This is a genomic window from Laedolimicola intestinihominis (assembly GCF_040096155.1).
GTDB classification, from domain to species: Bacteria; Bacillota; Clostridia; order Lachnospirales; family Lachnospiraceae; genus Laedolimicola; species Laedolimicola intestinihominis.
Window position 1 is genome coordinate 200,578 of sequence record NZ_JBBMFE010000001.1, and the last position, 23,892, is coordinate 224,469.

Below are 23,892 nucleotides of genomic sequence, written 5' to 3' on the forward strand. Positions count from 1 at the left end.
CGGCTGACGCACTCTGGACAGAGTGGAACGGCAGCGCTGACGAAAGTACCTGTCCTCCGTGGGAAATGGAAACGGGGCCGTGAGCGGAGCACGGCGGAAATAAGAAAAACGAGGTGGAATATGGAACGTCTGAAATTTATAGGAAAGAGACTGATTTATCTGGTCGTTATGCTCTTCGGCGTGGCCACCCTGGTATTTATTCTGACGAAAATGATACCGGGCGACCCGACCGTGGCGAACTTAAGCCAGAGAGCCTTAAATGATCCCGAGGTTGTAGCAGCCTATCGGGCCAAATACGGACTGGATCAGCCGGTCTTTGTACAGTATATCCTGTACATCAAAAATCTGCTGCATCTGGATCTGGGTACGTCTATCCGTACCAATAAGCCGGTGCTGGATGAGTTGGCCAGATGCTATCCGGCTACCATTGAGCTGGCGCTTTTCGCGATCATTCTGGCGGCGCTTTTGGGTATCTTGTTCGGCGTCATTTCCGCTATTAAGCGAAACAGCATCCTTGACCAGATGGTGCGCGCCCTGTCCGTGACCGGCGTCAGCATCCCCAGCTTCTGGTTCGCCCTGTTAGTGCTGTATTTCTTCTATTATAAATTACATATTTTCCCGTGACCGGGCCGTTTAAGCAACAGCTTTTCCGCTCCGGCCACAGTGACGGGTATGTATGTCATCGACAGCCTCATCGAGGGAAATCCGGCCAAGGCGCTGGACGCCCTGCAGCATCTGATTCTGCCGGGACTGGTGCTGGCGGCCTTTACCATGGGCCTGATTACCAGAACGACCCGGTCGAACCTGCTGGATGTCATGTCCACTGATTATATCCGTACGGCCAGAGCCAAGGGCTTAAGCCGTGTGGGACTGATTGTACGCCATGCCCTGGGCAATGCGCTGATTCCGGTGCTGACCGTTATCGGCCTGGGTCTGGGAAATCTCTTAGGCGGCATGGTACTGGTGGAGACCATCTTTAACTGGCCCGGCGTGGGACAGTTTGCCTATGAGTCGGTGCTTTCCGTGGATTATCCGTCCATCATCGGAGTGGCACTTCTGATAGCTTTGAATTACATGGTGATCAATACGGTCGTGGATATTCTCTATGGCGTCATTGACCCGAGAGTGAGGTGCAACGGATGATTCGTTCAATCAAAAAAATGTTCAAATCCAACTATTTATTTACTCTGGGCGTTATCATCTGTCTGGCCTGGATCCTGCTGGCGATTCTGGCGCCGGTTATTGCGCCCTATGACCCCATTGCCCAGGATCTGACCCTGCGTCTGCAGGCGCCGTCGGCGGAGCATCTCTTCGGTACGGACAACTTTGGCCGGGATATCTTCAGCCGCGTGATTTACGGCGGCCGGTATTCCCTGCTGGCAGGCTGCCTGACGGTGGTGATCGCGGGCGTCATCGGTACCTTTTACGGAGCCATCGCAGGCTACGTGGGCGGCTGGGTGGACAATGTAATGATGCGTCTCTCGGAGATGATTCTGTCTTTCCCGTCCCTGATTCTGGCCATGATCATCAACGCTGTGATGGGTTCCAACCTGTTCAACACCATGTTCGCTCTGGTCATCGTGGCCTGGCCCACCTACGCCAGACTCATGCGGAGCGTTGTCTTAAGCGTCAAGGAAAATGAATATGTGACCGCTTCCGAGGCGCTGGGCGCGTCCCGGCTCCGGATTCTGTTGAAAGAAGTTATCCCGAACAGTATCAGCTCCGTATTGATTATGGCGACCACCGATATCGGAAATCAGATCCTGATGTTCTCGACCTTAAGCTTCTTAGGCCTTGGCTCCGCGCCGCCTACGCCCGAGTGGGGCATGATGGTGTCCGACGGTGTGGGCTACTTCAATAAATTCTGGGTGGCAGGCTTCCCGGGACTGGCGATCTTTACCATGGCCGTGGGCGCGAACTTCATCGGCGACGGTCTGCGGGATCTGCTGGATCCGAAGCTGAGAAAGCAGTTTTAAATGGCAAGAGAGGAGACGGAAGTTATGTTAAAAGAGAACAGAGTAAAACGTGTGCTGGATGCGTTAAAGGAAATGGGCTTAAGTCAGATGCTGATCGTGGATCCCATGTCCATCTACTATCTGACCGGCGTATACATCGCGCCCTTCGAGCGTTTCTACGCCCTGTACCTGCGGGCGGACGGAAAGCATGTGTATTTCCTGAACAAGCTGTTCACCGTACCGGAAGAGGTGGGTGTGGAGAAGGTCTGGTATGACGATACGGATCCGGCAGCCGAGATTGTGGCGAAGTATCTGGATCACGATCAGGCACTGGGCGTGGATAAGGATCTGACTGCTCGTTTTCTGCTTCCTTTGATGAAAAGGAAAGCGGCCACAGGTTTTGTCAATGCGTCTCTGGCGGTGGACAAGACCCGCGGCGTCAAGGATGCCGGGGAGCAGGAACTGATGCGCGTCTCTTCTGATATCAATGATAAAGCCATTGCGAAGTTTAAGACCCTGATTCATGAGGGCGTCACCGAGAAAGAGGTGGCTGAGCAGACACTGAAAATCTATCAGGATCTGGGAGCCGACGGCTTTTCCTTCGAGCCCCTGGTGGCTTTTGGAGCAAATGCGGCGGATCCCCATCACGCGCCGGACGACACTGTGGTGAAGCCGGGCGACTGCGTGCTCTTCGATGTAGGCTGCATCAAGGATGGCTATTGCTCTGACATGACCCGTACCTTCTACTACAAGGAGGCCAGCGAGCAGCATCAGCTTGTATACAATACGGTGCGCCGGGCCAACGAGGCCGCTATCGCGAAAATCAAGCCGGGTATTCCGCTCTGCGAGCTGGACAAAACAGCCCGGGATCTGATCACCGAAGCGGGCTACGGACCCTATTTCACCCATCGTCTGGGTCATTTCATCGGCCTTGGGGAGCATGAGTTTGGCGATGTATCGTCCGTGAATACGGACAAGGCCGTTCCGGGCATGATTTTCTCCATCGAGCCGGGTATCTACCTGACCGGTGACACCGGCGTCCGGGTGGAGGATCTGGTGCTGGTGACTGAGGAGGGCTGCGAGGTGCTGAACCATTATCCGAAGGAACTGGAGATCATCGGTTAAGGAGAAATTAAAATGAATCCGATTGCTGTTTTATATATGAAAAACGGAAAAAAGATTGTGATAGAGCTGCTGCCCGAGGCAGCGCCCAACACAGTGAACAGCTTTATTTACGTGGCCTCCCGCGGTCTCATGGATCACCACGCCATCCAGCGCATCGTCCCGGGCAGCTGGATCGATGTGAGCTATACTGCCTTCGGCAAAAAGGAAGCCCAGTATCTGATTCCCAACGAATTTGAGCTTCACCCGGAGATCACACCCCTGGATTCCCATCCGGGCGCAGTCTGCATGGGCGGCTATGGCGCGGACGGCCTGGCCTCCTGCGAGTTCTTCTTCCCCCTGCGGGACTGCCCCGACCATAAGGGCGTCTATCCGGTCTTTGGCCGCGTCCTGGAAGGCATGGACGAAATCTACCGCCTGGAAAAGGTAAAAACCGTCCCCGTAGATTTTCCCATTCCCGGCGTGGAAGTGAACGAGCCCGTAGAACCGGAAATCATCGACCGTGTAGAGCTGGAGCTCCACGGCCAGACCTATCCCGAGCCGATCCGCATGAAGGAGCAGAAGCTGCCGCCCTGCTGGAAATAAAAAGGAATACAGAAGAAAACTATGTTAGAATAAATATGATTTGCTGAAACAGACATCTATCGGGGAGGCGAAGACTTGACAAACATACTTCTGGTCGAGGACGACCGGGCGATTATCGAGAACTTGAGCGCGGTGCTGAAGGCGGAGGGCTTTCAGGTGCGGGCGGAAGCGGGGCAGAGGGAGGCTCTGGCGGCGCTTCAGGAGGAAAAATTTGATTTGCTGCTGCTGGACGTGTCCCTGCAGAATGGAAATGGGTTCGCGGTGTGCTCGGCGGTGAAGGCCGAGTCGGATACGCCGGTGATCTTTCTGACGGCTTCAGGGGACGAGTTCAGCGTGGTGACCGGGCTTGACCTGGGAGCAGAGGATTATATCAGTAAGCCCTTCCGGCCAAGAGAATTGATTTCACGGATTCGGAGCGTGCTGCGCCGGTGTGGGAAAACCCAGTCGATTGTGGAAATTGGGGACCTGCGGGTGGATACGGTGCGGGCGTCCGTGACGAAGGACGGCGCGGACTGCTGCCTGTCGGCGCTGGAGTACCGGCTGCTGTTATTCTTTTTGAACCATAAGGGAATGGTACTGACCAGGGGACAGCTTCTGGAGGAAATCTGGGACGCCGCCGGGGAGTTCGTCAATGACAATACGTTGACCGTATACATCAAAAGATTGAGAGAGAAGATAGAGACAGATCCGCAAAATCCGACGATTATCCGTACGGTGCGGGGACTCGGGTATAAGCTGGAATAAAAAACGAATTTGGCTGTTGATTTTAGAGTAAAAGAGATGGAAAGCATAAAGTATGGGAGGAATCCATGCGATATCTACGAGACAAAGAATTCAGAATGAGCGTACTTATATCGGCCTGCGTCGCTGCCATCACGGCAGCGGCAGGCTTTTTTCTTATACGACAGCAGGCGGCTATGGCCGGATTCCTGCTGGCGGTTCTTGGCTGTGTACTGGTCATTGCCCTGTGGCTCGCCTTCACGCTGTGCCGCTACCGCCGTCTGGAAAAGCTGGCCGCGGACACGGATCGGATGCTTCACGGAGAGCGGGATCTGAATTTTACCCGATATCAGGAGGGAGAGCTTGAGATTCTGGCCAATGAGCTGTCGAAGCTGCTGAATCGTCTGAGCGAGCAGGCCGATCATTTACAGGCGGAAAAGGGATACTTAAGCGATTCCCTGGCGGACATCTCCCATCAGCTGCGGACGCCCCTGACCTCCCTGAACCTGGTGCTGGCCCGCCTGGGCCAGGAGACCGACCCGCAGGAGCGTCGCAAGCTCCTCTACGAGGCCGGACAGCTCCAGGGCCGCATCAGCTGGCTGGTGGAGGCTTTGCTTAAAATCTCCCGTATTGACGCGGGTACCGCGGTCTTTGTACAGGAACAGGTAGAGGTACAGAAACTCATGGATAGCGTGCTGGAGCCCTTCGCCATCCCCATAGAGCTGCGGGAGCAGCAGGTGAAGCTGGACATTCCGGCAGAGACCGCATTTACCGGGGACTTCTCCTGGAGCTGTGAGGCGGTCAGCAATATTGTAAAAAACTGTATGGAGCATGCGGGCGAGGGCGGCGTCCTGACGCTGCGTGCTCAGGAAAATAGCCTCTACACCGAGCTGGTCATCGAGGATAACGGTCCGGGCATCGCTCCGGAGGATTTGCCGCATCTCTTTGAGCGGTTTTATAAAGGAAAGTGTTCCTTCGGCTCCGGTATCGGCATTGGACTGGCCCTGTCGCGCATGATCATCAAACAGCAGAACGGCTCCATCAGGGGCGAGAACCGGGCGGAGGGCGGGGCCCGGTTTACGATTCGCTTCTATAAAGGTATTGTATAAAGTGACAAATCTGTCACCGGAAAGTCACGCCCCCGTCATCTGTGCCCTGTATACTGAACCCATAAAACGGGAAACCGGCCGTCCGGGAGTGCTTCACGAACCACAGAAAACCCCGCCGCGCCCACTTCTCAAGAGGAGGCAGACATGGAAGTCTTAAAAGCAGAACATCTCACCAAAGTATACGGCTCCGGCGAAAACGAAGTGCGGGCCCTGGACGACGTATCCTTCTATATCCAGCGTGGCGAATTCGTGGCCATCATCGGCCCTTCCGGATCCGGTAAATCCACCCTGCTCCACATCCTGGGCGGCGTGGACCGGCCCACCTCGGGCAGAGTCTACCTGGACGGCATTGACGTCTACGGTCAGAACGAGGAGCAGCTGGCCATTTTCCGGCGGCGGGAGGTAGGCCTGATTTACCAGTTCTATAACCTGATTCCGGTCCTGAACGTGGTGGAAAATATGACCCTGCCAGTGCAGATGGATGGCCGAAAGGTGGGAGAGGAGCGCCTGCAGGAACTCCTGAAACTCTTAAACCTGGAAGATCGGAAGAATCATCTGCCCAACCAGCTCTCCGGCGGCCAGCAGCAGCGGGTATCCATCGGAAGAGCCCTGATGAACGCCCCGGCCATCGTGCTGGCCGACGAGCCCACAGGCAACCTGGATTCCAGGAACAGTCAGGAAATCATGGAGCTCTTAAAGCTCTCCAACAAAAAATACAGCCAGACCCTGGTTATGATCACCCACGACGAAAATCTGGCCCTCCAGGCAGATCGCATCATCGCCATCGAGGATGGCCGTATTGCCAGAGACGAGGTGATCCGTCGATGAAGAACGTATTTACCAGACTGACGGCGAAAACCCTGAAGGCTAACCGGACCCGGACCATGGTTACGATCATCGGAATCCTGCTGGCTACCGCCATGTTGACGGCTGTCACTACCTTTATTTCCAGCCTGCAGCACTATATGCTGGAAAATGTGATTGCGGAAAACGGAGACTGGCACGGGGAAGCCATGCAGATTCCGGAGAAAAAGGTGGAAGAGCTGGCCGGAATGGAAGAAGTCACCATGCAGGTCACCTGGCAGGAACTGGGCTACGCCCTGGACGGGGTGAAGCCGTCTTATCATAATAGTTCGGGGCTGCCCTATTACTATGTGGTCGGAATCGACGCGGATTTTGAGAAACAGATGCCTATCCGGGTGACGGAAGGACGACTGCCGGAAAATGACCGGGAGCTGATTCTGTCAGATCAGGCAAGATGGGCGCTGGAACAGAATGGAACACCGGTGGCGGTAGGTGATATCCTGTCTCTGGATCTGGGAGAGCGCCTGTTAAACGGCGAACGGCTGGGAGCTGAGAATCCGGTTGTATACAGAGATGAGGAAAATCCGGATATGGACGCGAGAAAAGAAGAACTTCAGATCCGGGAACCCAGAGAGTACACCGTGGTGGGCTACATGGAGGAGCCGTATTACGGATGGAACAGCGCCGGTTTCCTGTGCTTTACCCGGAAAGATACGTCTCCGGTGTCGGATTGCCTCTATACCAGCTTTTTTAAGCTGAAAAAGGGAGGGGATATCTATGAGTTTACCGATGCGTATCTGAACGATTACAGCGTTACCTATAACAGCGAGCTTCTTCGGACACAGGGAATCTCTGCGAACCGCGCGTTTATGCGTCTGCTTTACGGCATGTCCGTGATCCTGATTCTTCTGATTATGACGGGAGGTGTCTCCCTGGTGTACAATTCCTTCGCCATCTCGGTCAGCGACCGGACAAAGCAGTTTGGTCTGTTGGCGTCCATCGGCGCGACGCCCCGGCAGCTGCGGAGCATGGTATACCGGGAAGCGCTGATTTTAAGCAGCATCGGAATTCCTTTCGGCATCCTGTCCGGCATTGCGGGAATTGGCGTGGCCCTTTCCCTTACCTCCGGATCCTTTCGATATATTTATGAGGGAGAGATTCCCATGCGGGTTTACGCGTCCTGGCCGGCTCTTCTGACAGCGGCGTTGACGGCCCTTGTGACCGTATTGATTTCCGCCTGGATTCCGGCCAGACGGGCAGCGAAGATTCCGCCCATGGAAGCCATCCGGCTTTCCCGGGATATCCGGATTTCCGGACGGGAACAAAAAAGAACCCGCAAAACAGGCCGCTTCAGTCAGAAGCTGTTCGGGCTGCCCGCAGGGCTGGCAAACCGGTATTTTTCCAGGGCGAGGAAGCAGTACCGGGCGACGGTGCTGTCCCTGTTTATCAGCATCGTGCTCTTTGTGTCGGCCAGCTCCTATTCCACCTATCTGAAAAAGAGTCTGTTCGATGCGAAGGCGGTGCCGGAATATGACGTGTCGGTCTACGGTGTGCATGCTCCAAAGCTTCGGCAGGAAATCGCGTCTGTGGACGGCGTGGAGCAGGCCCTGTATGTGCAGGAATGTTATCCGGATATTCTCTTGAAGCCGGAGCAGATGGATGAAAGCGCCAGGAAAGAGCTCTGGGAAATGGAGAAAGATGAGAACGGCTATTTTCGCCTGGACGGAGAACTGCTTGTGCTTTCCGATGAAGACTATGAGAAATGGCTGCTTTCCGCAGGGCTCGCGGTGCCGGAGGAAAAGGACGGACAGATACCGCTGATCATTGGAAATGAGGTCCGGGCCTATCATTCTGCCACAGGCCGTTATCAGACTGTGAAAACCCTGAAATCTGCCGGGGAACCGGTGACGATTATGCTTACCGATTATACCGCATGGCAGGAGGCCCAGGAAGAAGCGGACGGAGGGCAGGTGGATCAGGAGCCTTATCAGATTTCTGTCACAGGCTATGCGGCAAAACTGGTAGAAAGCGGCCCCATGAATCTCTTTGCCGGTGATATGGGACTGGGCATGGTAGTGTCAAAAAGCCAGCTTGCATCGATACTCGGAGAAAAACTGGAAAGCTGTCTGCCCCGAGGCTGTGTGTATCTGAAGGCTGCGAACCATCAGAAGGTGGCGGAGGAGCTGAATAAACTGATAGAAACGGTAGATACGGAGGAGTATCTCTATGTAAATGACGCGGCCCAGGAGCTTCGCGGCATGAAGAGCATGCTGATGACTGTCGATATCTTTGCCTATGGCTTCATCGCCCTCATCTCCCTGATTGCGGCGGCCAATGTGTTCAACACCATTTCCACGGGCTTTCTGCTGCGCCGGAGGGAGTTCGCGGTGCTGTCCTCCGTAGGCATGACGCCAAAGGAAATGAACCGGATGCTCAGCTACGAATGTGTCCTTTACGGACTGAAAGCGCTGCTTTACGGCCTGCCGGTGTCCCTTCTGGTGACCTGGGTCATCTACCGGGTGGTGGGATCCGGTATGGATACGGAATTCTATGTACCGGCGGCAAGCATCGTGGTTGTGATAGCCAGCGTATTTCTGGTGGTATTTTCCACCATGCTGTATGCGAAAAGCAAGCTCCGGAAAGCCAATATCATCGACAGTATCCGGCAGGAAAGCCTGTAAGGAAATGTCAGATCATAAGTTTTTTAGAAAAGTTTATGGAATCTTCATTGATTCTTCCGGCGTAAAATGCTATTCTTCTTAACATGAAAACGCCGAATGAGAGAGTTTGGCTCTGCGGCTGCGAAGCATGCGTAAGGAGCTGCCGGTGGCAGGTCCTGAAGAAGGACATGCTTCCGCCGCATTTTATTATGACAGGAGATAGCGATGAAAGAAGTCAAGAACAACAAGAAACCATTTATTTTTTATTACACCATCGTGATTGTCATCATGATTTTGTTAAATATGTTTGTCTTCCCGAAGGTTTTGAGCCCTACGGTAAAAGAAGTAGGCTACGACACCTTCCTGACCATGTTGGATAAGAAAGAAATCCAGCAGGTTCAGGTGGAGGATAATCAGATCATCTTTTCCGACAATGCGGATCCGGTAAACTACTATAAGACCGGCGTCTTCAACGACCCGGATCTGGTGAACCGTCTCCAGGACGCGGGCGTAGAATTCGGTACGGAGATCGTGGAGGAGGCCTCCCCCTGGATGTCCCTTCTGGTCTCCATGGTGCCTTTTATCATCATGATTGTCATCGGCCAGATGCTGATGAAGAACCTGAACAAGAAAATGGGCGGCATGATGGGTGGCAACGCCATGACCTTCGGCAAGAGCAACGCCAAGATTTATGTGGAGTCCACCACCGGCATCAAATTCTCCGATGTGGCGGGCGAGGATGAGGCCAAGGAGATTCTGACCGAGATCGTAGACTTTCTGCACAATCCGGCCAAGTATACGGAGATCGGCGCCACTATGCCGAAGGGCGCACTGCTTGTAGGCCCTCCGGGAACCGGTAAAACGTTGCTTGCAAAGGCGGTAGCAGGCGAGGCTAACGTTCCCTTCTTCTCTATTTCCGGTTCAGAATTCGTCGAGATGTTCGTGGGTATGGGCGCGGCCAAGGTCCGGGATCTGTTTCAGCAGGCCAATGAGAAGGCTCCCTGTATCGTTTTCATCGACGAGATCGATACCATCGGTAAGAAGCGTGACGGCGGCGGTATGGGCGGCAACGACGAGCGGGAGCAGACCCTGAACCAGCTGCTGACCGAGATGGACGGCTTTGATGGCCGGAAAGGCGTTATGATTCTGGCGGCGACGAACCGTCCGGATTCCCTGGATCCGGCTCTGCTTCGTCCGGGCCGGTTCGACCGACGGGTTCCGGTGGAACTGCCTGACTTAAAGGGCCGCGAGGATATCCTGAAGGTTCACGCCAAAAAGGTTCATATGAGCGAAAGCGTGGATTTCAATGCCATTGCCCGGGCGGCAGCAGGCGCTTCCGGCGCGGAGCTGGCCAATATCATCAACGAGGCGGCTCTGCGTGCGGTACGCCAGAACCGGAAATTTGTGACCCAGAGTGATCTGGAGGAGAGTGTGGAGGTGGTCATCGCAGGCTACCAGAAGAAGAACAAGGTACTCTCCGATAAGGAGAAGCTGATTGTTTCCTATCATGAGGTGGGACATGCCCTGGTGGCGGCACTTCAGACCCATTCCGCCCCGGTTCACAAGATTACCATTATCCCCCGTACCTCGGGCGCGCTCGGTTACACCATGCAGGTGGAATCCGGCGAGCATAACCTGATGACGAAAGAGGAAATCGAGAACAAGATTGCCACCTTTACCGGCGGCCGGGTGGCCGAGGAGCTGGTATTCCATTCCATCACCACCGGCGCGTCCAACGATATCGAGCAGGCTACGAAGCTGGCGAGAGCCATGATTACCCGTTTTGGTATGAATGACGAGTTCGATATGGTGGCCATGGAGACTGTCAGCAACCAGTATCTGGGCGGCGACACTTCCCTGGCATGCTCACCGGAGACTGCGACATTGATAGATAAAAAGGTGGTAGAAGTCGTGAAGGCCGAGCATGAGAAGGCCAGAAAGCTCCTGAGTGAGAATATGCCGAAGCTCCATGAGATCGCCAAATTCCTGTACGAGAAGGAGACCATCACCGGCGAAGAATTCATGGAAATCCTGAACCGCAAAGAGAAAGAACCGGCAGTAGCTGAATAAAAAACTATATAATAGAAAGAAATAGGAACAAGAAACACAAAGCAGACGTTCGAACAGAAAAATAAGTGGTGTTCGAACGCCTGTTTTGTGTTATAATAAGAAAAGACTAGAAAAACAGGGAGCATAACAGGACATTATGGCACGAGGCAGAAGAGGAAAAGGAAAAAATCAGGCGAAGAGGTTCCTGCTGGCGGTGATCGCCCTGGTATTGGCGGCAGTCTATCCGGTGCAGGAACAGCTTACAAAAGAGACGGGCGGCACAGCCGTATCCGACGGATCTACCCTGGAGGTCCATTATCTGGATATCGGGCAGGGCGACTGCACCCTGATACGGCAGGGCGATCACGCTATGCTTATCGACGCAGGCAACAACAGCAAGGGTACGACGGTACAGGCCTATCTGGAAAATCAGGGCATCGACCATCTGGATTACGTCATCGGCACCCATCCGGACGCGGATCATATCGGCGGCCTGGATGTGATTATTTACAAGTTCGACTGCGATGAGGTGTGGATGCCCGATTACAGCAAGGATACCCGGACCTACGACGATGTGATTCAGGCAGTGAAGGCCAAAGATTACCAGATTACCCACCCGAAAGCGGGAGACGAATATGCGTTGGGCGAGGCCCGGGTGACAGTGGTATGTCCGGTAAAAGACAGCTACGGCAGTAACGCCAATGATTATTCCATCGGTGTGCGGGTGCAGTTCGGTGAGAACAGCTTTTTATTTACAGGGGACGCCGAGGAGCATTCCGAGGAAGACATGACAGCCAGCGGGGAGAATCTGAATGCGGACGTTTACAAAGCAGCCCATCATGGCAGCCGTACCGCCAATACGGAGGACTTTTTAAAAGCCGTCGATCCGCAGTATGTGGTCTTCAGCTGCGGTGAGGGGAACACCTACGGACACCCCCATGCGGAGGTTTTAAACCGTCTCCGGGAAATGGGAATTCAGATTTTTCGGACGGATGATCAGGGTACTATAGTGGCCGTGTCAGACGGACAAACGATCGCGTTCAACGCATCCCCGTCGGATAACTGGACGCCGGGAGAACCGAAAGGAAAGTAGAGGAAGAGGCAATGGAACAGATAGAAGATAAGAAACAATTCGCGGTGCTGATTGATTCAGATAATATCAGCGCAAAGTACGCGGCAAGCATTTTTAATGAGATTGAGAACTACGGATACGCGTCCTTCCGGCGGATTTACGGCAACTGGTCCGGTAAGTCCAATGGGTGGAAGGAGCAGGTGCTTCTGGAGAATTCCATCACGCCGGTCCAGCAGTTTTCCTATACCACAGGCAAAAACTCCACCGACATGGCCATGGTCATCGACGCCATGGATATCCTGTATTCGGGCAAGGTGGACGGCTTCTGCCTGGTGACCAGCGACAGTGATTTTACCCGTCTGGCCATGCGCCTTCGAGAGGAAAATATGTACGTCATCGGTATGGGGGAATCCAAGACGCCCATGGCCCTGACCAAGGCCTGCAATAAATTTATTCACCTGAATCTCATCAATAAGCAAGTGGGCGACGTGGAGACAATGTCCGCCATAAGCGGACAAAAGAAGGGAAGCAAGGCGGCAGAGGAGGAGCATACCAGTGCGGTGACGCCTCTTTCACAGATTGAGGACGCTATGATCTCCATCATCAACGACAATGAGAACAAGGGCAAAATTACGTATCTGGGCGAGCTGGGCAGCCGTCTGAACGATCGGTTTACGGATTTTGACGTACGTAATTACGGTTACACGAAACTGATGGTATTCCTGAAAGATACCTGCCCGAGGCTGTTTCTCTATCAGCTGGATTCGGCCTGGGCGGTGGGCTTGAACGATCAGTTAGACCGGGAAAAGCTGGAACAGGAGATTCGGGTATTCATTCAGAAAAACGGCGGGCAGGTGGACAATCTGTCCCTGATTTACGAGGAGATTCACAAGAAGCACAGTTCCTTTGATATCAAGGATTATGGTTACAGCCGCCTGTCCAGCTTCCTGCGCAGCATCCGTTCTCTTTCGGTCAGCGGCAACAGCGTCAGTATCCGGGAGAAAAAATAGCGGCAAATATCCGGAAAATAAAACAGTTGGAAAAAGCGCTTGACAAAATGAATTTTGCGGGGGTAAGATAGATGGCAAGTAATTAGCGGGTGACCGTAGGATTACGGAGGATATCAAAAGGAGGAAACTATTATGAAAAAGGTATTAAGCTTAGTTCTGGCTGGTTCCATGGTCCTTTCCCTCGCAGCATGCGGCGGATCCAAGGATACCGCAAGCACAACAGACAGCTCCGCAGCTTCTTCTGCTGAGGCGTCAGGAAGCGACACATTTAAGATCGGCGCTACCGGCCCGATTACCGGCGGCGCTGCTATCTACGGAAATGCTGTAAAGAACGGTATTCAGATCGCAGTTGACGAGATCAACGAGGCAGGCGGAATCAACGGATATCAGATCGACTATAACTTCCAGGATGACGAGCATGACGCAGAGAAGGCTGTCAACGCTTACAACAACCTGAAAGACTGGGGCATGCAGGTTCTCATCGGAACCACCACCAGTGCTCCGTGTATCGCAGTTGTTGAGAAGACTCATGCAGACAACATGTTCCAGATTACACCGTCCGGAACAGCAGTAGAGTGCGTACAGTATGACAACGCATATCGTATGTGCTTCTCTGACCCGACACAGGGTACCGAGTCTGCAAAGTACATCGGCGAGAACGGAATGGCACAGAAGGTAGCTGTTATCTACGACAGCTCTGACGTATATTCCACAGGTATCTATGAGGCGTTCGCTGCAGAGGCAGAGAACCAGCCGTTCGATATTGTATCTGTAGAGGCTTTTACAGCTGACGCGAAGACAGACTTCTCCGTACAGGTTCAGAAGTCCAAGGACGCAGGTGCAGACCTGCTGTTCATGCCGTTCTACTACACAGAGGCTTCTCTGGTACTGGCAGAGTGCAACAAGCAGGGCTATGAGCCGACCTTCTTCGGCTGTGACGGTATGGACGGAATCCTGGGCGTGGAGAACTTCGACACCGCTCTGGCAGAGGGTCTGACTTTCCTGGCTCCGTTCGTAGCAAAGTCTGAGGATGAGCAGGTACAGAGCTTCGTATCCAAGTACGAGGCAGCTTACAGCGAGACTCCGAACCAGTTCGCGGCAGACGCTTATGACTGCGTATACGTAGTAAAGGCTGCTATCGAGGCAGCAGGCGCTACACCGGATATGAGCGTATCCGATCTGTGCGACGCGATGAAAGAGGCTATGGCTTCCGTATCCTACAGCGGTATCACCGGCAAGGATATCACCTGGGGCGAGGATGGCGAGCCGAACAAGGCTCCGCTGGTAGTTAAGGTTGTAGACGGAGAGTACACAGAACTGTAAGCTCAGGCAAAGATTCACAGACGCTGTTCCGCAAGGCGTTTTACTGTGAACGCAGTGAACAGGAAAACAACCCAACGAGGGGATTCTTCACAGGGATCCTCTCGTTTTCGCTTTTTCTGTCTGAGGTTAGAAAAGGCAGCCGACACGCAAAAGTTTTTGGAAATACGCCGTGTTAGCACAATAAAGTGTTGTATGAGCAGATCTTCTATGCTATAATAGAACGCAAAACTCGTCAACAGACAAAAAGAAGAGGTGTTATGTATGATAGGATTCATATCCTACCTGGTGAATGGAATCAGTCTGGGAAGCGTATACGCGCTGATCGCGCTGGGCTACACTATGGTATATGGAATTGCGAAGATGCTGAACTTCGCGCATGGAGATGTAATTATGATCGGCGCTTACGTGGCGTTTACCGCAGTCAGCGGTATGGGAATGCCGCCGGTAGTGGGCGTCCTGCTTTCCGTTGTGGCATGTACAGTCCTGGGCGTTCTGATTGAGCGGATTGCCTATAAGCCACTGAGAAAGGCTTCCAAGCTGGCCGTGCTGATTACCGCCATCGGTGTCAGCTACTTCCTGCAGAACGTAGCACTTCTGATTTACGGAGCAAATACCAAGTCCTTCACTTCGGTCGTGACCATCCCGGCCCTGAAGCTGATGGACGGCAAGCTGGTGATCTCCGGCGAAACCATTGTGACTGTAGTGGCCTGCCTGATCATCATGGCCGGACTGATGACCTTTATGAAATATTCCAAATCCGGCCGCGCCATGCTGGCCGTATCCGAGGACAGCGGCGCAGCCCAGCTCATGGGCGTCAATGTCAACGCGACCATTGCCCTGACCTTCGCCATCGGTTCCGCCCTGGCGGCCATCGCGGGCGTACTGATGTGCTCCTCCTATCCGGCCCTGACCCCGTACACCGGCTCCATGCCTGGTATCAAGGCCTTCGTGGCAGCGGTATTCGGCGGTATCGGATCCATTCCGGGAGCCTTCATCGGAGGCATTCTGTTGGGCGTCATCGAGATCTTAAGCAAGGCTTATATTTCTTCCCAGCTGGCAGACGCCATTGTGTTCGCGGTATTGATTATCGTACTGCTTGTGAAGCCTACCGGACTTCTGGGTAAGCAGATTCAGGAGAAAGTGTAGGTGAAGAAGATGAAGAAAATAAACAAACAGCTCCGCAGCAATCTGATTACATATGGAATCGTCGTTGCAGCATATATTATCGTTACCCTTTGTATGCAGGCGGGAATGATTTCCAGTCTTTTACAGGGACTTCTGGTTCCCCTGTGCGTATACGTGATTCTGGCCATCTCCCTGAACCTGACCGTAGGTATCCTGGGAGAGCTGAGTCTGGGACACGCGGGCTTCATGTGCGCCGGAGCCTTTTCCGGAGCGCTGTTTTCCAAGATCACGGCTGACATGATTCACCCGGCGGGGCTTCGGTTCTTCCTGGCACTTCTGGTGGGAACTGCAGTAGCCGCGCTGTTCGGCTTCCTGATCGGTATTCCGGTACTTCGTCTGAAGGGCGACTACCTGGCCATCGTAACCCTGGCCTTCGGCGAGATTATTAAAAATGTGGTCAACGTCGTATTCCTGGGCCGCGACAGCGCAGGCTTCCATGTATCCACCAAGGACAGCATGTCCTTAGGCCTGGAGCCGGGCGGACAGGTGCTCATCAAGGGGCCCCAGGGAATCACCGGAACCCCCAACGATTCCACCTTCCTCATCGGAATCATCCTGATCCTGGTGACCTTATTTATCGTCATCAACCTTATCAATTCCCGTACCGGCCGCGCCATCATGGCCATCCGTGATAACCGCATCGCAGCCGAGTCCGTGGGAATCGACATTACGAAATACAAGCTTCTGGCCTTCAGTGTATCTGCGGCACTGGCAGGAACCGCAGGCGTGCTCTACGCCCACAACCTGTCTACGCTGATTGCGCTGCCGAAGAACTTCGGCTACAACATGTCCATCATGATTCTGGTATTCGTAGTACTGGGCGGCATCGGCAATATCCGCGGCTCTATCATCGCGGCTGTGGTACTGACACTGCTTCCGGAGCTCCTCCGTTCCCTGAACGACTACCGTATGCTGATTTACGCAGTCGTCCTGATCGCGACTATGATCTTCACCTCCAGCCAGGGAGGCCAGGAGATTCAGGAGCGCATTAAGGCGTTTTTCAAACGCGGCAAAAAAGCAGAGGAGGGAAAATAAGATGGCATTACTGGAAGTAAAGAATCTTGGAATCTCCTTTGGCGGACTTCGCGCTGTGGATGATTTCCATATGGAGATAGAACAGGGACAGCTGTACGGTCTCATCGGCCCCAACGGCGCAGGAAAAACCACCGTATTCAATCTGCTGACCGGTGTCTATCAGCCCACCGACGGCTACATCATGCTGGACGGTGAAAATATTACCGGCAAGAAAACCATTGAAATCAACAAGCACGGCATTGCCCGTACCTTCCAGAACATCCGTCTGTTCAACGAACTGACGGTTCTGGACAATGTAAAGGTCGGACTGCACAATCATCACCAATATTCTACCCTGACCGGTATCCTTCGTCTGCCGAAGTACTATAAAGTGGAGAAGGAGATGAATGAGCGGGCCATGGAGCTTCTGAAGGTCTTTGATCTGGATAAAGAGGCAGATTACAAGGCGTCCAACCTGCCCTACGGCAAGCAGAGAAAGCTGGAAATCGCAAGAGCACTGGCCACAGACCCGAAGCTGCTGCTTCTGGATGAACCGGCAGCCGGTATGAACCCCAACGAGACATTGGAACTGATGAAGACCATCCGCTTCGTGCGGGATAAATTCCATATGACGATTCTTCTGATTGAGCACGACATGAAGCTAGTATCCGGTATCTGTGAGAAGCTGACCGTCCTGAACTTCGGTCAGGTACTGACAGAGGGACCGACAGCAGAAGTGCTGAAAGATCCGAAGGTAATCACAGCTTACCTTGGAGAATAGGAGGAATCGAATTATGGCAATGCTGGAAGTAAAAGATATACAGGTATATTATGGCATGATACAGGCCATCAAGGGAATCTCCTTCGAGGTAAACGAGGGTGAAGTCATCGCACTGATCGGAGCCAACGGCGCAGGAAAAACCACCACCCTGCAGACCATCACCGGCCTGATCGCCCCGAAACACGGCGAGATCCTCTTTGAGGGACAGAATATTACCAAAGTCCCTGCCCACGAAATCGTATCCATGGGAATGGCCCACGTCCCCGAAGGCCGCCGCGTCTTCGCGCAGTTAAGCGTTTTAGACAACCTGAAGCTGGGCGCATTTACCAGAAAAGACAAAGAAGAAATCGAGGAAACCCTGCTTCGTGTATACAAGCGTTTTCCGAGACTGGAAGAGCGTAAAAACCAGATGGCCGGTACATTATCCGGAGGCGAGCAGCAGATGCTTGCCATGGGCCGCGCCCTCATGTCCCACCCGAAGATCATCCTGATGGATGAGCCCTCCATGGGTCTCTCCCCCATCTTCGTAAACGAAATCTTCGACATCATCCGCGAAGTAAGCGAAAGTGGCACCACCGTTCTGCTGGTAGAGCAGAACGCCAAAAAAGCCCTCTCCATCGCCGACCGTGGCTATGTCCTCGAAACCGGCAATATCGTCCTGGAAGGCGACGCCAAGATGCTCCTGGACAACGACCAGGTGAAGAAGGCATATTTGGGAGAATAACTAAAAAAATCCCGTGTGGCATTTGCCACACGGGATTTTTGATTACAAATTTATTTCGCCTGCTCCAGCGCCAGAGTCTTAGTCGTAGCGTCGCAAACCTCAGTCGGTCCGTAGTACTGGATAGCACCCGGATAAACAAAGCAGGTTTCAAGAGCCCACTGCTCACGATGAGCCTCGAAGAACTTGAACGGAGCGCCGTCAAGCTCAACCAGAGCCTTCTTAATAACCGGCTTATCTTCGCCGTGTCTTCTCTCGATGTTCATCATCTTGGTAATTGGCATACCGCCTGCAACCCACTCATTAGCCGGCTTGGACAGATTGGAAACCTTGGAAAGGTATCCGTTGTAGCCATACTGAATCAGCATGAATGCGTTGTAACCCAGAGAGTAGCAGTAATCGGAATCGAAGTTGGACGGGAATGCGCATCTTCCTTCATATCCCAGGAAATGATGCAGGGCGCTGAACTTACCATTGTAGGTGCCTGCAGCCTTTCTCTCAGCCAGCTTTGCCGCAACCATGGAGGAGAACAGCTTCTCAGACTCGATCAGGGAAACCTGAACGTTACCATGCGGGTCGCGCTCCATGAACAGCTGCTGCTGAATTGCCTGCGGCAGGATAGCGAATACAGCCATGGACTCCTTGGTCAGACCCTTCTCAATAAATGCGTACTTCTCAGCCCAGGTAGCCAGAGCGTTGAACTCGTCAGCTTTGCTGCCGGCCAGAAGCTCGTTGATCTCCTGAATCAGAACGGAGAACTCCGGAACAAACTCAACCACACCCTCCGGGATGATAGCTACACCGAAGTTCATGCCCTTTGCTGCTCTCTTCTCTACAGAGTCTGCAATGTAGTCAGCGATCTGGGACAGAGACATCTTCTTCTCAGCGACTTCCTCAGAAATCAGGCAGATGTTCGGCTGGGTCTGCAGTGCGCACTCCAGAGCTACGTGAGAAGCGCTTCTTCCCATAACCTTTACAAAATGCCAGTACTTCTTAGCGGAGTTTGCGTCACGCTCGATGTTACCGATGATCTCGCTGTAGGTCTTGGTAGCAGTATCGAAACCGAAGGAGCACTCGATATCCTCATTCTTCAGGTCGCCGTCGATGGTCTTCGGGCAGCCGATAACCTGTACGCCGGTGTTGTGTGCTGCAAAGTACTCAGCCAGAACTGCTGCATTGGTATTGGAATCGTCGCCGCCGATGATAACAACTGCGGTTACGCCATGCTTCTTGCAAACTTCGGAAACGATAGCGAACTGCTCCTCAGTCTCCAGCTTGGTACGGCCGGAACCGATGATATCGAATCCGCCGGTATTTCTGTATGCGTTAATGAACTCATCGTCGAACTCTACATAATCATCGTTGATCAGTCCGCTGGGGCCGCCCTTGAAACCGTACAGTACGTTCTCCTTGTTGGTAGCCTTCAATGCGTCGTAGAGACCGCAGATAACGTTGTGTCCGCCCGGAGCCTGTCCGCCGGAAAGGATAACGCCTACTACCTGCTTCTTGGGAGCAGAAGTGTTCTGGCCCTTCTCGAAGGTGATTTCCTTCTCACCGTAGGTGTTCGGGAACAGCGCTTTGATCTTGTCCTGATCCGCTACGCTCTGTGTTGCTTCGCCTTCTTTTACGCAAATATCTGCGATGCCGTTTCTGAGCATGCCCGGAAGCTTCGGAGCGTACTCATATCTGGCTTTCTGTAAAGCTGAAATTTCCATAACAAAAATCTCCTTTATAAAATATTGTAAAACATAGTTCGGTTCGATTTTAATATATTTTCGGAGAAAAGTAAACAAGTACCGGGGAAAAAGTGCAGGATTTTCGAGAGAAATAGAAATATGGGAAAAATTTTATGAATAGTCCTTGCCAGACGGACAAAAGTATGCTATAGTCAGTACTGTCGAAAAACACAAATCGATGAACTCTGGAGAGTCTCAGGTAATGAGCGCCGAAGGTGTAACACAGACGCAGGTTCGGAAAGGAGCTGCAGCTGTCTATCTCTCAGGCAAAAGGACAGGGCTTACATAAGCGTAAATGTTCTAACTCTTTGGAGGGCTGATTGAGAAATCAGCTCTTATTTTTGCGCAAAAATCGGGGAAACTATCGGTGCGCAGCAAAATATATACAAAAGAGAGGGAAAAAACGATGTTGGAATTTGTGAAAGCAGTAAATGAATGGATGTGGGGCTTGATTTTACTCATCATCCTGTGCGGTACGGGAATCTTCTTTACGATCCGCCTGAAGTTTATCCAGGTACGGAAGTTCGGAGAGGGCTGCCGCCTTGTATTTGGTCACTTTAAGTCATCCGGCGGGGAGCGGAAGGAGGGCGAGATGACTCCGTTCCAGTCTCTGGCCACAGCCATAGCGGCTCAGGTAGGTACCGGTAATCTGACCGGCGCGGCTACGGCGCTGATCGCCGGAGGCCCGGGAGCCATCTTCTGGATGTGGGTCAGCGCGTTCTTCGGAATGGCTACGATTTACGGCGAGGCGACGCTTGCCCAGGAATATAAGACCAAGAAAGACGGAGAAGTGACCGGAGGACCGGTTTACTACATCCATCAGGCATTTAAAGGAACCTTTGGACGGGTGCTGGCCGTGATTTTCGCCATTTTTATTATTCTGGCCCTGGGCTTCATGGGCAATATGGTACAGTCCAACTCTATCGGCGCAGCATTTTCCGGCGTCTTTGAATCCCGGAATATCAATATCCCGCCGGTAGCCATTGGTATCATTCTGGCTGTGATTGCGGCGTTTATCTTCGTGGGCGGCACCACCAGATTGGCGGCAGTGGTGGAGAAAATCGTGCCGTTTATGGCGGGCATCTATATTGTAGGCAGCCTGATTCTGATTGGCATGAACATCACCGCACTTCCGGGCGCGTTCAAAATGATTTTCGTGGGCGCGTTCAATCCGACCGCGGTAGTCGGCGGTGCGGCAGGTATCACCGTGCGGGAAGCCATCCGTTACGGCGTGGCCCGTGGACTTTTCTCCAATGAGGCCGGTATGGGTTCCACGCCCCACGCCCACGCGCGGGCAGCGGCGAAGAATCCCCATGAGCAGGGACTGACAGCTATGATCAGCGTGTTCATTGATACATTTATCGTACTGAACCTGACCGTATTCTCTGTGCTGACCACCGGAGCCATGGATTCCGGCAAAGGCGGTATCGCCCTGACCCAGGAAGCATTTATGAGAGGCTTCGGAAGCTTCGGCGACATTTTCGTAGCGATTTGTCTTCTGTTCTTCGCCTTCTCTACCGTGCTGAGCTGGCATTTCTTCGGACAGATTAACGTGCAGTATCTGTTCGGTAAGAAAGCAGTCAAGGTTTACTCCATCATCGTTGTAGCCTTTATCATCGTAGGCTCCACCCTGAAGGTAGACCTGGTATGGGAGCTGGCTGATTTCTTCAACGGTTTGATGGTTATCCCGAACGCCATGGCGCTTCTGGCCTTGAGCGGCGTGGCTGCGGGAATCAGTAAAAAATACGGAAAAAAATAAAATGAAAAAGTCCACCGTCGGCAGCGAATATATTACGATGCCGGCGGTATTTTTATGCTTTCAGGGCGGAAAAGAGAAATCTTACGCAATCCCTCATTGAAATAGGGTGGGAATGTGTGATATACTAAATCTAGTATTGAGCAGTGCGTGCGCTGCGGACTAAAAGGAGATCCGAACATGAAACGAGTATTACTGAAATTAAGCGGTGAGGCTCTCGCAGGTGAGAAGCACACGGGCTTTGATGAGGCTACGGTTCTGGGCGTGGCGAAGCAGGTCAAGACCCTGGTGGACGATGGCATTCAGGTGGGCATTGTCATTGGCGGCGGCAATTTCTGGAGAGGCCGTACCAGCGAGAATATGGAGCGTACCAAGGCGGACCAGATTGGCATGCTGGCTACGGTTATGAACTGTATCTATACCTCTGAGATTTTCCGTTCCGTGGGAATGAAGACGCAGGTATATACCCCCTTTGTATGCGGCGGTTTTGCAAAACTGTTTACCAAGGATGATGCAGTAGCGTTCCTGGAGGAGGGCGGCGTAGCGTTCTTTGCGGGCGGCACCGGACACCCCTATTTCTCCACAGATACCGGCACGACCCTTCGTGCCATTGAGATCGAGGCCGACGTAATTCTGCTGGCAAAGGCCATCGACGGCGTATACGACAGCGACCCGAAGGTGAATCCGAATGCCAAAAAGTATGACGAGATTTCCATCGCTGAGGTGGTTGACAAGCGTCTGGCTGTGATGGATCTGACCGCTTCCATCATGTGTATGGAGAATAAGATGCCGATGCTGGTATTCGGTCTTGAGGGAGAGAACAGCATCGTAGACACTGTAAGAGGTAAATTCAACGGAACCAGGATTACTGTATAAAATAAATCGGAGGATTTCAACATGGATGAGAGATTAAAAGTATATGAAGAAAAAATGACAAAGTCTTACGACGCTATGATTCGTGAGTTCACAGCTATCCGCGCAGGCCGTGCCAATCCGCATGTACTGGACAAGCTGAAGGTAGATTACTACGGAACCCCGACCCCGATTCAGCAGGTTGGTAATATCTCCGTGCCGGAGCCCAGAATGCTGCAGATCCAGCCCTGGGAGAAGAGCCTGATTAAGGCCATCGAGAAGGCGATTATGACTTCTGATTTAGGTATCACGCCGTCCAACGACGGTACTGTGATCCGTCTGGTATTCCCGGAGCTTACCGAGGAGCGCAGAAAAGATCTGGTAAAGGATATCAAGAAGAAGGGAGAGGCTGCCAAGGTAGCTATCCGTAATATCCGCCGCGACGCCAACGAAGTATTCAAAAAGCAGAACAAGGCCAATGAGATTTCCGAGGATGATATGAAGGATCTGGAGACCAAGACCCAGAAGATGACGGACAAATACATTGCTGATATTGATAAGGCAGTGGATGAGAAGTCCAAGGAGATCATGACCGTATAAGGGTCTTTACGCCAAAAAATAAGAGGGGACGGGTGGTGTATTTGTGCTGCCCGTCCCATTGTGCGATTCAAGGACATTGTATACAATGCCGCAACAGACACACGGAGGAAGTAAAAATATGGAAAAAGATATCAAGATTCCGCAGCATGTGGCCATCATTCTGGACGGTAATGGCCGCTGGGCCAAATCCAAAGGCATGCCCCGCAATTACGGCCATGTCCAGGGAGCCAAAACGGTGGAAACCATCTGCCGGGAAGCCTGGAACATGGGCATCAAATACCTGACAGTTTACGCCTTTTCCACAGAGAACTGGAAGCGTCCCCAGGACGAGGTGGACGCGCTGATGAAGCTTCTGCGGAACTATATGAAGAACTGTCTGAAGACCGCGGAGAAGAATCACATGCGGGTTCGCGTGATCGGCGACAAGACCGGACTGGCGGAGGATATTCGGAAGAGTGTGGCGGAGCTGGAGGAGGCGTCGAAGGATAACGACGGCCTGAATTTCCAGATTGCCATTAACTACGGCAGCCGGGACGAGATGGTACGAGCCATGAAGAAAATGGCGGCAGATCGGGATGCGGGAAAATTAAGCGCAGCGGATATCAGCGAGGAGACCTTTGCAGAGTACCTGGATACCGCAGGCATCCCGGATCCGGATCTGCTGATCCGCACCAGCGGGGAGCAGCGGCTGTCCAACTATCTCTTATGGCAGCTGGCTTATTCCGAGTTTTATTTTACCGATGTACACTGGCCGGATTTTTCCAAAGAGGAGCTGGAAAAGGCCGTTCTGGCATATAATAAGCGTGACCGGCGTTACGGCGGCGTAAGGGAGGAATAA

The 23,892-nt window shown here is 52.9% G+C and carries 20 protein-coding genes, 1 pseudogene and 1 riboswitch; of the genes and pseudogenes, 20 read left to right on the forward strand and 1 reads right to left on the reverse strand.

Features of this window, described 5'->3' with window-relative positions; genetic code table 11:
- The first annotated feature begins 120 nt into the window (after nucleotides 1–120).
- From WMO29_RS00790 to WMO29_RS00865, 16 genes and pseudogenes are all read left to right on the forward strand, one after another.
- Nucleotides 121–1,143 (forward strand): annotated as a pseudogene (locus WMO29_RS00790) (ABC transporter permease).
- Nucleotides 1,140–1,976 carry an ABC transporter permease gene (locus tag WMO29_RS00795; RefSeq protein ID WP_349163351.1) on the forward strand — a complete coding sequence of 279 codons (837 nt, stop codon included), beginning with the start codon at nucleotides 1,140–1,142 and terminating at the stop codon, nucleotides 1,974–1,976. The pseudogene WMO29_RS00790 and the gene WMO29_RS00795 overlap by 4 nt, the downstream one beginning before the upstream one ends.
- Nucleotides 1,977–2,000: 24 nt before the next feature.
- The gene (locus WMO29_RS00800; RefSeq protein WP_349163352.1) at nucleotides 2,001–3,080 is read left to right on the forward strand and encodes a M24 family metallopeptidase; all 1,080 of its coding nucleotides are present in this window, start codon (nucleotides 2,001–2,003) and stop codon (nucleotides 3,078–3,080) included.
- Between the two features lie 12 nt (nucleotides 3,081–3,092).
- Complete coding sequence (locus tag WMO29_RS00805) at nucleotides 3,093–3,662, forward strand: peptidylprolyl isomerase (RefSeq protein ID WP_349163353.1); 570 nt, start codon at nucleotides 3,093–3,095, stop codon at nucleotides 3,660–3,662.
- A gap of 75 nt (nucleotides 3,663–3,737) precedes the next feature.
- Nucleotides 3,738–4,406, forward strand: coding sequence for a response regulator (locus tag WMO29_RS00810; RefSeq protein WP_178038210.1), 669 nt, complete (start codon nucleotides 3,738–3,740; stop codon nucleotides 4,404–4,406).
- A 65-nt stretch (nucleotides 4,407–4,471) separates the two neighbouring features.
- Nucleotides 4,472–5,491 carry a sensor histidine kinase gene (locus tag WMO29_RS00815; protein WP_349163354.1) on the forward strand — a complete coding sequence of 340 codons (1,020 nt, stop codon included), beginning with the start codon at nucleotides 4,472–4,474 and terminating at the stop codon, nucleotides 5,489–5,491.
- A 144-nt stretch (nucleotides 5,492–5,635) separates the two neighbouring features.
- Nucleotides 5,636–6,319 (forward strand): ATP-binding cassette domain-containing protein, encoded by a 684-nt coding sequence (locus WMO29_RS00820; RefSeq protein WP_178038212.1) that lies wholly within the window; start codon nucleotides 5,636–5,638, stop codon nucleotides 6,317–6,319.
- Nucleotides 6,316–8,976 carry an ABC transporter permease gene (locus WMO29_RS00825; protein ID WP_349163355.1) on the forward strand — a complete coding sequence of 887 codons (2,661 nt, stop codon included), beginning with the start codon at nucleotides 6,316–6,318 and terminating at the stop codon, nucleotides 8,974–8,976. The genes WMO29_RS00820 and WMO29_RS00825 overlap by 4 nt, the downstream gene beginning before the upstream one ends.
- A gap of 204 nt (nucleotides 8,977–9,180) precedes the next feature.
- Nucleotides 9,181–11,025, forward strand: coding sequence for an ATP-dependent zinc metalloprotease FtsH (ftsH, locus tag WMO29_RS00830; protein WP_349163356.1), 1,845 nt, complete (start codon nucleotides 9,181–9,183; stop codon nucleotides 11,023–11,025).
- Between the two features lie 136 nt (nucleotides 11,026–11,161).
- Complete coding sequence (locus WMO29_RS00835; RefSeq protein WP_349163357.1) at nucleotides 11,162–12,097, forward strand: ComEC/Rec2 family competence protein; 936 nt, start codon at nucleotides 11,162–11,164, stop codon at nucleotides 12,095–12,097.
- Nucleotides 12,098–12,108: 11 nt separating this feature from the next.
- Nucleotides 12,109–13,086: an NYN domain-containing protein gene (locus WMO29_RS00840; protein WP_349163358.1), complete on the forward strand. Its 978-nt coding sequence runs from the start codon at nucleotides 12,109–12,111 to the stop codon at nucleotides 13,084–13,086.
- A 129-nt stretch (nucleotides 13,087–13,215) separates the two neighbouring features.
- Complete coding sequence (locus WMO29_RS00845) at nucleotides 13,216–14,409, forward strand: ABC transporter substrate-binding protein (RefSeq protein WP_349163578.1); 1,194 nt, start codon at nucleotides 13,216–13,218, stop codon at nucleotides 14,407–14,409.
- Nucleotides 14,410–14,673: 264 nt separating this feature from the next.
- Nucleotides 14,674–15,555 carry a branched-chain amino acid ABC transporter permease gene (locus WMO29_RS00850; protein WP_178038234.1) on the forward strand — a complete coding sequence of 294 codons (882 nt, stop codon included), beginning with the start codon at nucleotides 14,674–14,676 and terminating at the stop codon, nucleotides 15,553–15,555.
- Nucleotides 15,556–15,564: 9 nt separating this feature from the next.
- Nucleotides 15,565–16,629 (forward strand): branched-chain amino acid ABC transporter permease, encoded by a 1,065-nt coding sequence (locus WMO29_RS00855; protein WP_349163579.1) that lies wholly within the window; start codon nucleotides 15,565–15,567, stop codon nucleotides 16,627–16,629.
- A gap of 1 nt (nucleotide 16,630) precedes the next feature.
- Nucleotides 16,631–17,389 (forward strand): ATP-binding cassette domain-containing protein, encoded by a 759-nt coding sequence (locus WMO29_RS00860; protein WP_178038217.1) that lies wholly within the window; start codon nucleotides 16,631–16,633, stop codon nucleotides 17,387–17,389.
- A gap of 13 nt (nucleotides 17,390–17,402) precedes the next feature.
- On the forward strand, nucleotides 17,403–18,113 hold the full coding sequence (locus tag WMO29_RS00865; RefSeq protein ID WP_349163359.1) for an ABC transporter ATP-binding protein: 711 nt from the start codon (nucleotides 17,403–17,405) through the stop codon (nucleotides 18,111–18,113).
- Between the two features lie 50 nt (nucleotides 18,114–18,163).
- On the opposite strand, the gene WMO29_RS00870 is transcribed toward WMO29_RS00865, so the two are convergent.
- Nucleotides 18,164–19,825, reverse strand: a complete 1,662-nt coding sequence (locus tag WMO29_RS00870) for a diphosphate--fructose-6-phosphate 1-phosphotransferase (protein ID WP_178038218.1) — start codon at nucleotides 19,823–19,825, stop codon at nucleotides 18,164–18,166.
- 196 nt (nucleotides 19,826–20,021) lie between these two features.
- Nucleotides 20,022–20,134, forward strand: a riboswitch (glycine riboswitch).
- A 118-nt stretch (nucleotides 20,135–20,252) separates the two neighbouring features.
- On the opposite strand from WMO29_RS00870, the gene WMO29_RS00875 reads away from it, so the two are divergent.
- The 4 genes from WMO29_RS00875 (at nucleotide 20,253) to uppS (ending at nucleotide 23,892) form a co-directional block, all read left to right on the forward strand.
- Entirely contained in the window at nucleotides 20,253–21,605 is a 1,353-nt protein-coding gene (locus WMO29_RS00875) for an alanine/glycine:cation symporter family protein (protein WP_349163360.1), read from the forward strand.
- A gap of 177 nt (nucleotides 21,606–21,782) precedes the next feature.
- Complete coding sequence (gene pyrH / locus WMO29_RS00880; protein WP_178038220.1) at nucleotides 21,783–22,478, forward strand: UMP kinase; 696 nt, start codon at nucleotides 21,783–21,785, stop codon at nucleotides 22,476–22,478.
- A gap of 21 nt (nucleotides 22,479–22,499) precedes the next feature.
- Complete coding sequence (gene frr / locus WMO29_RS00885) at nucleotides 22,500–23,054, forward strand: ribosome recycling factor (protein WP_178038221.1); 555 nt, start codon at nucleotides 22,500–22,502, stop codon at nucleotides 23,052–23,054.
- A 130-nt stretch (nucleotides 23,055–23,184) separates the two neighbouring features.
- Complete coding sequence (uppS, locus tag WMO29_RS00890) at nucleotides 23,185–23,892, forward strand: undecaprenyl pyrophosphate synthase (protein WP_435391104.1); 708 nt, start codon at nucleotides 23,185–23,187, stop codon at nucleotides 23,890–23,892.

Excerpts from the sequence above, each read along its gene's own strand:
- WMO29_RS00795 (WP_349163351.1), top strand. The coding sequence starts at position 1,140 with ATGATTCGTTCAATCAAAAAAATGTTCAAATCCAACTATTTATTTACT.
- WMO29_RS00800 (WP_349163352.1), top strand. The coding sequence starts at position 2,001 with ATGTTAAAAGAGAACAGAGTAAAACGTGTGCTGGATGCGTTAAAGGAA.
- WMO29_RS00805 (WP_349163353.1), top strand. The coding sequence starts at position 3,093 with ATGAATCCGATTGCTGTTTTATATATGAAAAACGGAAAAAAGATTGTG.
- WMO29_RS00815 (WP_349163354.1), top strand. The coding sequence starts at position 4,472 with ATGCGATATCTACGAGACAAAGAATTCAGAATGAGCGTACTTATATCG.
- WMO29_RS00820 (WP_178038212.1), top strand. The coding sequence starts at position 5,636 with ATGGAAGTCTTAAAAGCAGAACATCTCACCAAAGTATACGGCTCCGGC.
- WMO29_RS00825 (WP_349163355.1), top strand. The coding sequence starts at position 6,316 with ATGAAGAACGTATTTACCAGACTGACGGCGAAAACCCTGAAGGCTAAC.
- ftsH (WP_349163356.1), top strand. The coding sequence starts at position 9,181 with ATGAAAGAAGTCAAGAACAACAAGAAACCATTTATTTTTTATTACACC.
- WMO29_RS00835 (WP_349163357.1), top strand. The coding sequence starts at position 11,162 with ATGGCACGAGGCAGAAGAGGAAAAGGAAAAAATCAGGCGAAGAGGTTC.
- WMO29_RS00840 (WP_349163358.1), top strand. The coding sequence starts at position 12,109 with ATGGAACAGATAGAAGATAAGAAACAATTCGCGGTGCTGATTGATTCA.
- WMO29_RS00855 (WP_349163579.1), top strand. The coding sequence starts at position 15,565 with ATGAAGAAAATAAACAAACAGCTCCGCAGCAATCTGATTACATATGGA.
- WMO29_RS00860 (WP_178038217.1), top strand. The coding sequence starts at position 16,631 with ATGGCATTACTGGAAGTAAAGAATCTTGGAATCTCCTTTGGCGGACTT.
- WMO29_RS00865 (WP_349163359.1), top strand. The coding sequence starts at position 17,403 with ATGGCAATGCTGGAAGTAAAAGATATACAGGTATATTATGGCATGATA.
- WMO29_RS00870 (WP_178038218.1), bottom strand. The coding sequence starts at position 19,825 with ATGGAAATTTCAGCTTTACAGAAAGCCAGATATGAGTACGCTCCGAAG.
- WMO29_RS00875 (WP_349163360.1), top strand. The coding sequence starts at position 20,253 with ATGTTGGAATTTGTGAAAGCAGTAAATGAATGGATGTGGGGCTTGATT.
- pyrH (WP_178038220.1), top strand. The coding sequence starts at position 21,783 with ATGAAACGAGTATTACTGAAATTAAGCGGTGAGGCTCTCGCAGGTGAG.
- frr (WP_178038221.1), top strand. The coding sequence starts at position 22,500 with ATGGATGAGAGATTAAAAGTATATGAAGAAAAAATGACAAAGTCTTAC.